Below are 12077 nucleotides of genomic sequence, written 5' to 3' on the forward strand. Positions count from 1 at the left end.
GCAAGCGGTGCGCTCTCCGGGCATTTAGAGAGCGCCCCTTACGCGAGATCGGCGACGACCGAATCCAGGATCAGCATGCCCGACGGCGTGCAGCGGACGCGCGAATTTCCAAGCCGCTCGATGAAGCCGTGTTCCAGTAAAACCGCCTCGCGATCCGGGTCCAGATCGCGGCCCGAGAACTCGCTCCAGCGGGCAAGATCGACACCTTCGCGAAGCCGCAGTCCCATCAAAAGCAACTCGTCGGCCTGTTCGTCACGCCCCAGCATTTCCTGATCCACCATGCCGTGCCCATCGCGCTCCACGGCTTGCAGCCAAGTCTCCGGGTGACGCTCGGTCGCGGTTGCCAGTTTGGCGCCGCCCTTGGTCAGACGCCCATGGGCGCCGGGGCCGATCCCGGCATAGTCGCCGTAGCGCCAATAGGTGAGGTTGTGGCGGCTCTCAGCACCGGGACGCGCGTGATTGGAAACTTCATAGGCCGGGAGCCCATGGCGTGCGGTAATTTCCTGCGTCGCCTCGTAAAGCACAGCCGACTGTTCGCCGTCCGGAACGATCAGCTTGCCCGCCTTGTGGAGACCGTAGAAGGCCGTGCCTTCCTCGATCGTCAACTGGTAGAGAGACAGGTGATCGACCGCATAGGAGATTGCCTCTACGAGCTCCTTTTCCCATTCCTCAACTGTCTGATTGGGGCGGGCATAGATGAGATCGAAGGACATGCGCGGGAAGATTTCGCGCGCCAGCCGGATAGCCTTCAGCGCATCGGCCACATCATGCAGGCGTCCGAGGAACTTCAGATCCCGGTCATTCAGCGCTTGTACGCCCATGGAGACGCGATTGATGCCGGCGGCCCTGTAGCCACGAAAGCGTTCCGCTTCCACGCTGGAGGGATTGGCCTCCATCGTAATCTCAATGCCGTCCGGCACGCGCCAGAAACGGGCGATACCATCCAGAATGGCGCCGACCGTCTGCGGATCCATCAGCGACGGCGTGCCGCCGCCCATGAAAATGCTGGTGACGACCTTCGGGCCGCTCAACTGCCGCATCGTTTCCATTTCACGAAGGAAGGCGGCAACGAACCGCTCCTGATCCACCGGCTGGTGACGGACATGGCTGTTGAAATCGCAATAGGGACACTTGGCCGCGCAAAAGGGCCAGTGAATATAGATGCCGAAGCCGGGTTCACCCGTATCAGGCAAAAGGTCCGCATATCCGGACAGATGGGCGCCGGGCGCAGAAGAAAGGCCGCTCCCGGTCATCGTAATGCTCATGCCTCCAGGCAGGTTTCGACGAAGGTTTTGAAAGCGCGTGCGCGGTGCGACAGCGCTGTCGCATCGCCCTGGCGCCAGCCATGCTTTTCGTCGGAAGTCATCTCGCCAAAGCTGGTTGCGTAGCCTTCTGGCTGGAAGATCGGATCGTAGCCGAAACCGCTCGTGCCGCGAGGCGGCCAGACGATCGTGCCTTCCACTTCACCGCGGAAAAACTCGGTATGGCCGTCCGGCCAGGCCAGGCAAAGAACGCTGACGAAGCGGCCGGTGCGCTGCTCCGGTGCCGTCGCACCGCGCTCCTGAAGCGCGTTTTCCACCTTTTGCATCGCCATGGCGAAATCGCGTGTGCCGTTGCCGGTTTCCGCCCAGTCTGCAGTGTAGACGCCAGGCGCGCCGTCCAGCGCGTCGATCACCAGACCCGAATCGTCGGAGAGCGCTGGCATGCCGGATGCCTTGGCCGAAGCGAGCGCCTTGATCGCAGCATTTTCTTCGAAGGTCGTGCCGGTTTCAGCCGGCTCCTCAAAATTCAGCTCGGCGGCCGATTTCGCCGAAAAGCCGAGAGGGCCGATCAGATCGGCGATTTCGGCGATCTTGCCCTTGTTGTGGCTGGCAACGACGATGGTTCTGGTATCAAGCTTGCGCATGGTCTTGTCCCGTTCAGGCAATTGCCTGCTTCTGCATCTCGACGAGTTCCGCACAGCCAGCCTTGGCAAGGCCAAGCAGGGTCAGGAATTCTTCTTCCGAGAATGGCTTGCCCTCGGCGGTGCCCTGAATCTCGACGATGCCGCCAGAGCCGGTGATGACGAAGTTGGCGTCTGTTTCCGCAGAGGAGTCTTCCAGGTAATCGAGATCGATCACCGGCTGATTGGCGAAGATGCCGCAGGAGATGGCGGCGATATGGTCCTTCAGAACCTTTTCGACCTTCAGCATGTTGCGGCTTTCCATCCACTTCAGGCAGTCGTGAAGGGCAATCCAGGCACCGGTGATGGAAGCGGTGCGCGTACCACCATCGGCCTGGATGACGTCGCAGTCGATGCTGATCTGGCGTTCGCCAAGCGCTTGCAGATCAACGACTGCGCGCAGCGAACGGCCGATCAGGCGCTGGATTTCCTGCGTTCTGCCGCCTTGCTTGCCGGACGCTGCTTCGCGCTTCATGCGCTCGTTGGTGGAGCGGGGAAGCATGCCATACTCTGCCGTTACCCAGCCCTTGCCACTGTTGCGCAGCCATGGCGGCGTCTTTTCCTCGAGGCTGGCGGTAACCAGAACATGCGTATCACCGAACTTGACGAGACAGGAGCCTTCGGCATGCTTGGAGAAGTTGCGCTCGAAGGATACCTTACGCATCTGGTCGGTTTTTCTGCCTGAGGGCCGCATATCGTTTCTCTCCGTCTCTTAACTTCCCGCCTTCTAAGGTCAGGGCGACGCTTTTGCAAAGGAAAAGCGGACGAGCAGGGCCTAGAGCCGAATTTCCGTTTTCACTTGGAAGACCGAGTGACTATATTCAAGACAGTCAAAACAGCTTGGGGAACAACGAGCGGCATGGGCATAACTCCTCCCATCGGCAAAGAGCCAGGTGCGCTTCTGGACGATCGCTCACGCGAGATCTTCAGGCGCATTGTGGAAGGCTATCTGGAAACGGGCGAACCGCTCGGTTCGCGCAGTCTCTCTCGCCTGCTTCCCATGTCGCTGTCGCCCGCATCTGTGCGTAACGTCATGAGCGATCTGGAGGAGCTCGGCCTTATCTATTCGCCGCATGTCAGCGCTGGCCGCCTGCCAACCCAGACCGGGCTTCGCTTCTTCGTCGATGCCTTCATGCAGGTCGGCGAGCTGCCGGAGGCCGAGCGCGCCAATATCGACCGGCATATCGGCCCGATCTCCGGGCGCGAACAGTCTCTCGAAGGCCTGCTGTATGAGGCAAGCAGCATGCTCTCCGGCATGTCGCGCGGGGCAGGGCTGGTGCTGACCGCCAAGAACGATGCCGTCCTCAAACATGTGGAGTTCATCCGGCTGGAGCCGACCAAGGCGCTCGCCGTTCTGGTCGGTGATCATAACCAGGTCGAAAACCGCATCATCGAGCTGCCGGCCGGCATTACTTCGTCGCAATTGACCGAGGCCGCCAACTTCATCAACGCGCATCTCGGCGGCCAGACGCTGCCGGAACTGCGAAGCCAGATAGCCCGACAGAAGAACGAGCTGCAAAGCGCGCTGAGCACGCTGGCGCAGGATCTGGTGGAGCGGGGGCTTGCCGTCTGGTCCGGCGACAATGAGGAAGGCAAGCTTGGTCGTCTGATCGTGCGCGGCCGCTCCAATCTTCTCGAAGGTCTGGCCGGCGAAGAGGATATCGACCGGGTTCGTCTTCTCTTCGACGATCTGGAACGCAAGGAAAACCTCATCGAGATCCTCAATCTGGCAGAGACAGGATCCGGGGTCAGGATTTTCATCGGCTCGGAAAATAAGTTGTTTTCCCTGTCGGGCTCATCGCTGATCGTCGCGCCCTATAAGGACGATGAGAACCGGGTCGTCGGCGCTGTCGGGGTTATCGGCCCGACACGGCTGAACTATTCCCGCATCGTGCCGATGGTGGATTACACCGCCCAGATCATGGCGCGGCTTTCCACCAAGCGACGTTAGAGCGTTTCCATTTGACCTTTCCATCTGAAAGGAAACGTTCTAACCGCGCAGGTCGCTTGAAAAACCGCTCCTTTTTCCCGTAAGCCTTGATTTTTGCATGGCAAAGCTCGATATCGGGCTCAATCTCATTGCAAGCCACAATACACATGTAATTTGGAGAACGTCATGACTGACACCAACAAGACCGGACCTGACGCAGGCGCTGCCGACGAAGCAGTGGAAGCGACCACGGCGGAGAATGCGGTGCCGGAGCAGGCAGAACCCGATCCGATCGATGTGCTGAAGGCGGAAAACGCCGATCTTCGCGACAAATTCCTGCGTCTGGCCGCTGAGATGGACAATCTTCGCCGTCGTACCGAACGCGAGGTCAAGGATGCAAAGGCCTATTCCGTTGCCGGCTTTGCGCGTGACATGCTGGCCGTCTCCGACAATCTTCGCCGCGCGCTCGACACCATTCCCGAAGAGCTGAAGGCAAGTGCCGAAGCCAATATCAAGGGCCTGATCGAAGGCGTCGATATGACAGAGCGCTCCATGCTCTCCGCACTTGAGCGTCACGGCGTGAAGAAGATCGATGCCGAAGGTGAGAAGTTCGATCCGAACTTCCATCAGGCCATGTTCGAAATCCCCAACACCACCGTGCCGAACAACACTGTCGTTCAAGTGGTGCAGGCTGGCTTTACCATCGGCGAGCGCGTTCTGCGTCCAGCCATGGTCGGTGTCGCCAAGGGTGGCCCGAAGGTTGAAGCGCCGGCAGGTGCTGAGCCTGGCACAAGCGGTCTCAACGAGAAAGACGCCTGAGCGCCTTCTTCGTCTTCATCTGATCAATAGCAAAAGGCCCGGATATCTGATCGATATCCGGGCCTTTGTTTTACAGCATCGGCCCGAAAATCGGTCTCGATTTTCGGAAAGCACGATGCGTCGATTCAAAAAGGTAAAGCGCCGTGCGTCCAATAGGACGCACGGCGCTTTAAACGTCGAGGCTATGTCCGCGTGAACCCAAACTTGGCGTTCAGGCCGCGTTCACCTGCTCCTGGTTAAGAAAGGTGTAGATCGCCGTATCGGAATCAGTCGCGCGCAGTTTCGCCACCAGTTCCGGGTCGCGCAGAACGCGGGCAATCCGCGACAGGGCTTTCAGGTGGTCGGCGCCAGCACCTTCCGGCGCGAGCAGAAGAAATACGAGATCGACCGGCTGGTCGTCGAGTGCTTCGAAGTCGACGGGTGTTTCCAGGCGTGCGAAAACGCCGGTAATGGAGGAAATGCTGCTCAGCTTTCCATGGGGAATGGCAATGCCATGACCGACGCCGGTGGAGCCGAGCCGCTCACGCTGCAAGATGACGTCGAATACGTCCCGCTCGGTAACCCCGGTGATACGGGATGCCTTTGCTGCCAGTTCCTGAAGGAGTTGCTTCTTGGAATTGACCTTCAGCGCGGGAATAATCGCATCTTGGTGCAGCAAATCTGCCAATGCCATTTCTTTTTCCTTCATGCCATCGAGACGAACCGGAAGACGCTTGAGGGCGCCTTCCGGGTCCTTAGACTTCAGCTCTTGATCATCGCCGCGTCGACCCAGCCGATGTTTCCATCGTTGCGACGGTAGACGATGTTGAGTTCTTTCGACGGGCTGCGAAACAGCAGAACTGGCTCATCGGTCATATCGAGAGCCATGACTGCGCTTGCAACCGTCATGGTTTTGATCTGTTTGGAAGTCTCGGCCACGATTGTTGGCGCGAAATCTTCCGCGATTTCCTCATCCTCATCCGGGACTGCATCCATCACCCGGTAGGCGACTTCCTCATCGATCCCCTTGGACGCTGAACCGTTATGGTGATCCTTGAGCCTGCGCTTGTAACGACGCAGGCGCTTTTCAATGCGCTCTGCCGCCGCGTCGAAGCTGGCTTGCGGATCGTTGGCCTGTCCTGCCGCGTGCAGAACGACCCCAGTATCGAGGTGGATCTTGCAATCCGCAGCAAAAAGCTGGCCGGACTTCGCGACCGTCACCTGGCCGGAATACCCCCCATCGAAGTATTTGGTAACGGCTTGGCTTATATTGTCCTCGATCTTTTGACGGAAAGACTCGCCCACATCCATATGTTTACCAGATACACGCACACTCATGGAATTTTTCCTTTTTCAGTGATTTGCGTATACCAGCTTACGTCAAGCTGAGCGCTCATCCAAGCGTTTCGCGACCTCTTTCGTGCCTTTGCAGACGAATGCCGCTGCCCCTTGAATGCAATTCCCTCTTCAGACCCCCGCCTTGTCTGCGGCGAGCTTCTAGCCTTGTCGGCTAGGCAAGTCAATTGTCAATCTTAAGTGTCTGTAAACTATAATAAAAGGTCTCAAGCAGAGGCCATGCGAGCCATCGCCTTTTTCTCCCGACGGCGCTGTACGGAGGAGGGGATGTTCATCGCTTCACGATATTTTGCGACAGTCCGTCGCGCCAGATCGATACCACTTTTTTTCAGCTGATCGACGATATCGTCGTCGGACAGAACCGAGCTGGGCGCTTCCTGCGCGATCATCGTGCGGATGCGATGACGAACCGCTTCTGCCGAGTGATTGTCGCCGCCCTCCGACGAGCCGATGGAGACGCTGAAGAAATATTTGAGTTCGAAGACGCCACGCGGCGTCAGCATGTATTTGCGCGATGTGACGCGGCTGACCGTCGATTCATGCATCTTGATGGCATCGGCGACCTGCTTCAGATTGAGGGGGCGCAAGTGATCCACGCCATGCAGCAGAAACGCATCCTGCTGCCGGACGATTTCGCTCGCCACCTTCATGATCGTCCTCGCCCGCTGGTCGAGGCTGCGCGTCAGCCAGTTGGCCGTCTGCATGCAGGTGGAGAGGAATTCGCCGTCTTCCCCCGCGCGCGGTTTCAGCTTGGATACTTCCGTGAAATAGCTGTGATTGACCAGGACGCGCGGCAGAGTCTCCGGGTTGAGGTCGATCAGCCAGCTTCCGTCGGTGGAGGGATGGACAATGATGTCCGGTATGATGGTTTCGCACGAGCCCGTCTCGAAGCCAGCACCGGGACGCGGATTGAGACCACGGATCTCGCTCAGCATGTCGAGAAGGTCGTCCTCATCGACGCCGCAAAGCTTTTTGAGCGTGGCAAAATCGCGCTTGGCCAAAAGATCGAGGTTGCCAACGAAAGCCTGCATCGCCGGGTCCAGCCGATCTCTCTGTTGCAGCTGGATCGACAGGCATTCGCTGAGTGAGCGAGCGAAGACACCCGGCGGATCGAAACTCTGCAGGATGCGCAAGATCGCCTCGACGTCCTTTTCCGGCCGTCCCAGCCGCTCTGACACATCGCTGACGGCGTCAGCGGAGATATAGCCGGTCTCGTCGAGATGATCGAGCAGAGCGTCGGCTGTCATGCTGTCGGTGAGACCGGTGACCGAGAACGGCACCTGCTGTGCGATGTGGTCGCGCAGGCTAGGTTTGCGCGCAACGAAATCATCAAGATCGTAGTCGTCGCCAGCCTCGGCGCCGGGCATGGATTTCCATTGGCCGAGAAGCTCCGGCGCGTCGGCCTTGCGTCCGCTCTCATCATCCGGAAACACATTGGCGAAATTGGTGTCCAGCGCCTCGTTGAGAACAGGGGCGTCATCGCCGTACCATTCCGCCGTCTCGCTCGTATGGGACGATTCAATACTCTCTGAGGCTTGCGAACTCGTAGCTTCGTCGCTGCCGAATGTTTCGCCAGGATCGCTATCATTTGCCGCAATTTCAAGCAGAGGGTTCTTTTCGACTTCCTGGGCGATGAAGCTGACCAACTCGATATGCGTCATCTGAAGCAGCTGGATCGACTGCATCAGCTGCGGAGTCATCACAAGTGACTGATTTTGACGCAGCAACAGGCTGGCTGACAAGGCCATGGCGGACACTCGACTCCCAAACACGCCCCTGTTTTGCAGAAAATTTTTGTTGTTCGGCAAAACAAGGAGAACTTGGCCCAAAAATTGCTTTTTATTTGGGTTTGGTCAAGGTCAAGAGTGAGGTGCAGAGCAAGATTCTTTGACGGGAATGCTGTGATATCATCACCTTCCCGTTAAGACTGCCGCGCTTTCAGGCCGGAAAATGCGGCCCTCAGAGGCTGAAGTTGTTTCCGAGATAGAGGCGACGAACATCGGCATTGTTGACGATCTCGTCGGCCCGACCGTGCGTCAGCACTTCGCCCGCATGAATAATGTAGGCGCGGTCGATGAGACCCAGCGTTTCGCGCACATTATGGTCGGTGATCAAAACGCCGATCCCGCGTGCCGTCAAGTGGCGCACTAGATTCTGAATGTCGCTGACGGAAATCGGATCGACGCCCGCAAAAGGCTCGTCGAGCAGCATGAAGGTCGGATCGGTCGCGAGAGCACGGGCGATTTCAAGACGACGGCGTTCGCCACCCGAAAGAGCGACCGCTGGAGACTTGCGCAGCTGCGAGATGTGAAACTCTTCCAGCAACTCGTCGAGCTTTCGGTTTCTCTTCTTCTCGTCCTTCTCATGCACTTCCAGGACCGCGCGAATATTGTCTTCGACGGTCAGGCCGCGAAAGATCGAAGCTTCCTGCGGAAGATAGCCGACGCCAAGGCGCGCGCGGCGATACATCGGCATGCCCGTCACATCATTGCCGTTGATGGCGATCTTGCCATCATCCACGGGAACGAGGCCGGTGATCATGTAGAAGCAGGTGGTCTTGCCCGCACCGTTCGGCCCCAGCAGTCCGACAGCCTCTCCGCGACGCACGACGAGCGACACGCCGTTGACGACGCGACGCGTGTTATAGGTCTTGGTCAGGCCATGGGCAATCAAGGTGCCTTCATAGCGAGATTTATCGCCCGCATTCGCGTCGGTTGTCGACGGACGTGCGGAATCTCTGCCAAGAAGCTTTGAAATCAAGGGCATTTTCACGATGAGCGGCTTACTGCTTTTTCTGCGACTTGGGATCGAGCATGATGCGGACGGGACCGCCGCAGCTCTCTAGCTTGGCTTCACCGGTATTCATCAGCACCGTCAGCTTGCAGCCGGTGAAGACGTTGGAGTCCTGCGACAGGACGACCTGCTTGCCGGAAAGCGTAAAGGTCTGCGAGGCCATGTCGAACTCGCCATGATCGGCCGTCGCCTTTTGTGTACCGGATGTCAGGTAAACGGAATTGTCGACGAAAATCTTGTCGATATCGGCATCACCGCCGGTCACCGATGTCGTTTGCCCGTCGCCCTTGTTCTTGTAGAGAACCGTCATCTTGCCAGCCTGCAGCGTGGTCGTTCCCTGAACAACCTTCACGTTGCCGGTGAAGTAGGCCTTGTGCTCCTGATCGCGCACCTCGAGCTGATCGCTTTCAATCGCAATCGGCTGGTCGCTGGAAAGCTTCATGCCGTCCATCTTGCTGGTGGTGTTCTGAGCAAAGGCCGGTGTGGAAAGACATGCCAGAACAATGGCAGCCGAAATTCCGGCGGTTCTCTTGAAGGGGGCGTTGCGGGAAATCTGCATCATCTGGTCGGGCTCTCACTTGCCTGCGTTCTGAATGGTGGATGCAGCAATACGAGCTCGTACCTGCCCCGAAAATACAATCGTTCTGCCATTATCGGCTATGCGTAGGCTTTCCGCAACAATCGAGCCTTCCTTCGTGGTGATGTCGACCGGCTGGTCGCTCTCCATCGTTCCCGCTTTCAGGTCGACATTGGCAGACTGAAATTTGGCTTTTAGGCCATTGCTCAGATTGATGTCAAAGGGCGCCGTCATTTTCAACTTATTTGTCGTGCGGTCGAAGATGCCTTCCTGCGCCACCACCTGTGCCACGATGTCATTCATCGGCACGGCTGCCAGCACTTTCTCAAGCGTCATCAGGTTAGGCGTCGTCACGTCCTGAAGCGCGCGCTCGGCATTCATCGAGTAGTCGAAACCCTTGTTGTTGCGCCCCGCCAGAGCCGGCTTTTCCATGACGATCTTGCCGTCCTCGATCGAGGCGCTTTGCAGCGACACTTCGGCGGGAAGCCATGTGCGGGCAAGCGAGACGCCGATGAAAGCAAGCGAAACGATCGCTGCTGCGATCGGAAGCCCGATCTTCAACTTTTTTACGCGCGCGGAGTGACGCTTCGCCAGAGCATACGCATCGGGCAGATTGTCAGCCACCGAAAATCCCGGTGCCGGTTGATTAAGTCTTTCGAGCATTCGTCAAATCCGGAGGTCTACAAGTACAGCTTAAAGTCGCACACAGACCTTTATATATTCATCTAACGTGTTTGGCACGATGGCCTTGCGCTGCCAATATGGTTTTTATCAGAAAGAGCGCAAGAGCCGGGTGTTTTTTATAAAAACCGCACATTGCAAGTTCACGCGCTTGCAAGAGGTCGTTACAAGGTTCATATGCGCCGAGGCGCAGTTGAAGCTTAACTGCTGTGAAGCGAAGGTGATTTGATGGACCAGATGGCAATCGCAGACCGCAGGCACCTGCGCCGCAAGCTGACATTCTGGCGGGTTGCTGCAGTTCTCTTGCTGATAGCGGCCCTCTTTGTTGTCTATCGCTTCGCTGTCGCGGAGCCGGAATCGAGCGCAAGGCCGCATATCGCCAAGATCGAGATCAGCGGCCTGATCCAGGACGATACCGAACTCCTGGAGCGGCTTCAAAAAATTGCAGACAGCACCAGCGCCAAGGGCCTGATCGTTTCCATCTCTTCGCCCGGTGGCACAACTTACGGCGGCGAGCGCATCTTCAAGGCGATCCGCGCCGTAGCGGACAAGAAGAAGCCGGTCGTATCCGACGTCCGCACGCTTGCAGCCTCCGCCGGCTATATGATTGCGACCGCCGGCGACACGATCGTCGCAGGCGATACCTCGATCACCGGCTCCATCGGTGTGATCTTCCAGTATCCGCAGGTCGGACCGCTCCTCGACAAGCTCGGCGTGTCGCTGCAGGAAATCAAATCCTCGCCGATGAAGGCGGAGCCGTCGCCTTTCCACGAGCCGCCGGAAGAATCGAAGGTCATGATCCGCAACATGGTCATGGACAGCTACAACTGGTTTGTCGATCTGGTGGCCGACCGGCGCAAGCTGCCGCGTGACGAAGTGTTGAAGCTTGCCGATGGGTCGATCTTCACCGGACGTCAGGCCGTTGCCGTCAAGCTTATCGATACGCTCGGCGGCGAAACCGAGATCAAGTCCTATTTCGAAAGCCGCGGTCTGGACAAGGATTTGCCCATCATCGAATGGACGGCACCATCGAAGCGTTCGCCCTTTTCCATCTTCAGCGTCGCAGGTCTTGCAAAAATGCTGGGCTTGGATGAATTTTTCCCGATTGCAGCGTCTCGCCAACTCGGCACCGACAAGTTGTTTCTTGACGGTCTTGTTTCGGTTTGGCAGGTTGATGGCCGATAAAAACCTAATCCTTTCAGGGGGCAACTGTGATTAAGTCTGAACTGGTGCAGATCGTTGCTGCGCGTAACCCGCACCTGTATCACCGCGATGTCGAAAATATCGTCAATGCGGTTCTTGATGAAATCACCGATGCGCTTGCTGCCGGCAATCGTGTCGAACTTCGTGGATTTGGCGCATTCTCGGTAAAGAACCGGCCCTCTCGTTCTGGACGGAACCCGCGCACGGGTGAGTCCGTTTTTGTCGAGGAAAAATGGGTTCCCTTCTTCAAGACCGGCAAGGAGCTTCGCGAAAGGCTCAACCCGGGCATGGGCGACGTCGAAGACGAGGATTGAGCGCAATCGACGCTCGACAATCCTTAAGTCCGGCGTGACGTTCGTCCAGATTGCATGAAGGCCCCCAAAGACGGAGTACCTTGAATGTCGAAGAAGATCGTCAACCTGTTGATCCTTCTGCCACTGGCCATCATTCTGATTATCCTGTGCGTGGCAAACCGTGAGAGTGTGACGCTGGCGCTCAATCCGTTCCAACCCAGTGACAGCGTTCTCTCCTTCACGGCACCCTTCTTCGTCTTCATTTTTCTGTCGGTTCTGTTCGGCATTCTCCTCGGCTCGGCCGCGACCTGGATTTCGCAGGGCAAGCACCGCAAGCGCGCTCGTCTCGAGGCGCGAGAAGCCATTCGCTGGCACGATGAGGCCACCAAGGCAGCGGCTAACACGCAAACGGCATCGCCCGTGTCGAGACAGCTTGCCGCAAAATAGGCGGCGGCTCTCGGTTCTTTGATCCGTCGCCATGGCGCATCATTTTGCCACGCCCTT

General features: G+C 57.9%; 14 protein-coding genes. 5 read left to right on the top strand and 9 right to left on the bottom strand.

The genetic code is table 11. The features are described from left to right. Nucleotides 1–38 precede the first annotated feature (38 nt). The 3 genes from hemW to rph are packed head-to-tail and all read right to left on the bottom strand — an operon-like array spanning nt 39 to nt 2636. Nucleotides 39–1253, bottom strand: coding sequence for a radical SAM family heme chaperone HemW (hemW, locus tag EYC79_RS03460; protein ID WP_130977352.1), 1215 nt, complete (start codon nt 1251–1253; stop codon nt 39–41). 8 nt (nt 1254–1261) lie between these two features. Further along, the gene (rdgB, locus tag EYC79_RS03465; RefSeq protein ID WP_130977152.1) at nt 1262–1906 is read right to left on the bottom strand and encodes an RdgB/HAM1 family non-canonical purine NTP pyrophosphatase; all 645 of its coding nucleotides are present in this window, start codon (nt 1904–1906) and stop codon (nt 1262–1264) included. 13 nt (nt 1907–1919) lie between these two features. Next, on the bottom strand, nt 1920–2636 hold the full coding sequence (gene rph, locus EYC79_RS03470; protein WP_112520010.1) for a ribonuclease PH: 717 nt from the start codon (nt 2634–2636) through the stop codon (nt 1920–1922). 165 nt (nt 2637–2801) lie between these two features. Between rph and hrcA the strand changes: the two genes are divergently transcribed. Further along, nucleotides 2802–3893 (top strand): heat-inducible transcriptional repressor HrcA, encoded by a 1092-nt coding sequence (gene hrcA / locus EYC79_RS03475; RefSeq protein ID WP_062443036.1) that lies wholly within the window; start codon nt 2802–2804, stop codon nt 3891–3893. Nucleotides 3894–4058: 165 nt separating this feature from the next. Continuing rightward, on the top strand, nt 4059–4691 hold the full coding sequence (gene grpE / locus EYC79_RS03480) for a nucleotide exchange factor GrpE (RefSeq protein WP_062427125.1): 633 nt from the start codon (nt 4059–4061) through the stop codon (nt 4689–4691). A 211-nt stretch (nt 4692–4902) separates the two neighbouring features. On the opposite strand, the gene ptsN is transcribed toward grpE, so the two are convergent. From ptsN to lptC, 6 genes are all read right to left on the bottom strand, one after another. After that, nucleotides 4903–5364: a PTS IIA-like nitrogen regulatory protein PtsN gene (gene ptsN, locus EYC79_RS03485; protein WP_130977153.1), complete on the bottom strand. Its 462-nt coding sequence runs from the start codon at nt 5362–5364 to the stop codon at nt 4903–4905. A 68-nt stretch (nt 5365–5432) separates the two neighbouring features. After that, nucleotides 5433–6008 (bottom strand): ribosome hibernation-promoting factor, HPF/YfiA family, encoded by a 576-nt coding sequence (gene hpf, locus EYC79_RS03490; protein ID WP_062427124.1) that lies wholly within the window; start codon nt 6006–6008, stop codon nt 5433–5435. A 224-nt stretch (nt 6009–6232) separates the two neighbouring features. Further along, nucleotides 6233–7774, bottom strand: coding sequence for an RNA polymerase factor sigma-54 (gene rpoN / locus EYC79_RS03495; RefSeq protein ID WP_130977154.1), 1542 nt, complete (start codon nt 7772–7774; stop codon nt 6233–6235). A gap of 211 nt (nt 7775–7985) precedes the next feature. Continuing rightward, nucleotides 7986–8792 carry an LPS export ABC transporter ATP-binding protein gene (gene lptB / locus EYC79_RS03500; RefSeq protein WP_245495192.1) on the bottom strand — a complete coding sequence of 269 codons (807 nt, stop codon included), beginning with the start codon at nt 8790–8792 and terminating at the stop codon, nt 7986–7988. 16 nt (nt 8793–8808) lie between these two features. Beyond that, complete coding sequence (locus tag EYC79_RS03505; RefSeq protein ID WP_130977155.1) at nt 8809–9381, bottom strand: LptA/OstA family protein; 573 nt, start codon at nt 9379–9381, stop codon at nt 8809–8811. A gap of 12 nt (nt 9382–9393) precedes the next feature. After that, nucleotides 9394–10059 carry an LPS export ABC transporter periplasmic protein LptC gene (gene lptC / locus EYC79_RS03510; RefSeq protein ID WP_062599197.1) on the bottom strand — a complete coding sequence of 222 codons (666 nt, stop codon included), beginning with the start codon at nt 10057–10059 and terminating at the stop codon, nt 9394–9396. A gap of 246 nt (nt 10060–10305) precedes the next feature. Here lptC and sppA point away from each other — a divergent pair, with 246 nt between their 5' ends. The 3 genes from sppA to EYC79_RS03525 all read left to right on the top strand — a co-directional run bounded on the left by sppA (nt 10306) and on the right by EYC79_RS03525 (nt 12020). After that, nucleotides 10306–11262: a signal peptide peptidase SppA gene (sppA, locus tag EYC79_RS03515; RefSeq protein ID WP_130977156.1), complete on the top strand. Its 957-nt coding sequence runs from the start codon at nt 10306–10308 to the stop codon at nt 11260–11262. Nucleotides 11263–11288: 26 nt separating this feature from the next. After that, on the top strand, nt 11289–11594 hold the full coding sequence (locus tag EYC79_RS03520; RefSeq protein WP_062427118.1) for an integration host factor subunit beta: 306 nt from the start codon (nt 11289–11291) through the stop codon (nt 11592–11594). Between the two features lie 84 nt (nt 11595–11678). Next, the gene (locus tag EYC79_RS03525; RefSeq protein WP_062443025.1) at nt 11679–12020 is read left to right on the top strand and encodes a LapA family protein; all 342 of its coding nucleotides are present in this window, start codon (nt 11679–11681) and stop codon (nt 12018–12020) included. Nucleotides 12021–12077: the final 57 nt, after the last annotated feature.

Origin of the sequence: Agrobacterium cavarae, assembly GCF_004310285.1 — a bacterium.
Taxonomy (GTDB): domain Bacteria; phylum Pseudomonadota; class Alphaproteobacteria; order Rhizobiales; family Rhizobiaceae; genus Agrobacterium; species Agrobacterium cavarae.

Excerpts from the sequence above, each read along its gene's own strand:
- rdgB (WP_130977152.1), bottom strand. The coding sequence starts at position 1,906 with ATGCGCAAGCTTGATACCAGAACCATCGTCGTTGCCAGCCACAACAAG.
- rpoN (WP_130977154.1), bottom strand. The coding sequence starts at position 7,774 with ATGGCCTTGTCAGCCAGCCTGTTGCTGCGTCAAAATCAGTCACTTGTG.
- lptB (WP_245495192.1), bottom strand. The coding sequence starts at position 8,792 with ATGCCCTTGATTTCAAAGCTTCTTGGCAGAGATTCCGCACGTCCGTCG.
- hemW (WP_130977352.1), bottom strand. The coding sequence starts at position 1,253 with ATGACCGGGAGCGGCCTTTCTTCTGCGCCCGGCGCCCATCTGTCCGGA.
- sppA (WP_130977156.1), top strand. The coding sequence starts at position 10,306 with ATGGACCAGATGGCAATCGCAGACCGCAGGCACCTGCGCCGCAAGCTG.
- EYC79_RS03505 (WP_130977155.1), bottom strand. The coding sequence starts at position 9,381 with ATGATGCAGATTTCCCGCAACGCCCCCTTCAAGAGAACCGCCGGAATT.
- rph (WP_112520010.1), bottom strand. The coding sequence starts at position 2,636 with ATGCGGCCCTCAGGCAGAAAAACCGACCAGATGCGTAAGGTATCCTTC.
- hpf (WP_062427124.1), bottom strand. The coding sequence starts at position 6,008 with ATGAGTGTGCGTGTATCTGGTAAACATATGGATGTGGGCGAGTCTTTC.
- EYC79_RS03525 (WP_062443025.1), top strand. The coding sequence starts at position 11,679 with ATGTCGAAGAAGATCGTCAACCTGTTGATCCTTCTGCCACTGGCCATC.
- lptC (WP_062599197.1), bottom strand. The coding sequence starts at position 10,059 with ATGCTCGAAAGACTTAATCAACCGGCACCGGGATTTTCGGTGGCTGAC.
- ptsN (WP_130977153.1), bottom strand. The coding sequence starts at position 5,364 with ATGGCATTGGCAGATTTGCTGCACCAAGATGCGATTATTCCCGCGCTG.
- hrcA (WP_062443036.1), top strand. The coding sequence starts at position 2,802 with ATGGGCATAACTCCTCCCATCGGCAAAGAGCCAGGTGCGCTTCTGGAC.
- grpE (WP_062427125.1), top strand. The coding sequence starts at position 4,059 with ATGACTGACACCAACAAGACCGGACCTGACGCAGGCGCTGCCGACGAA.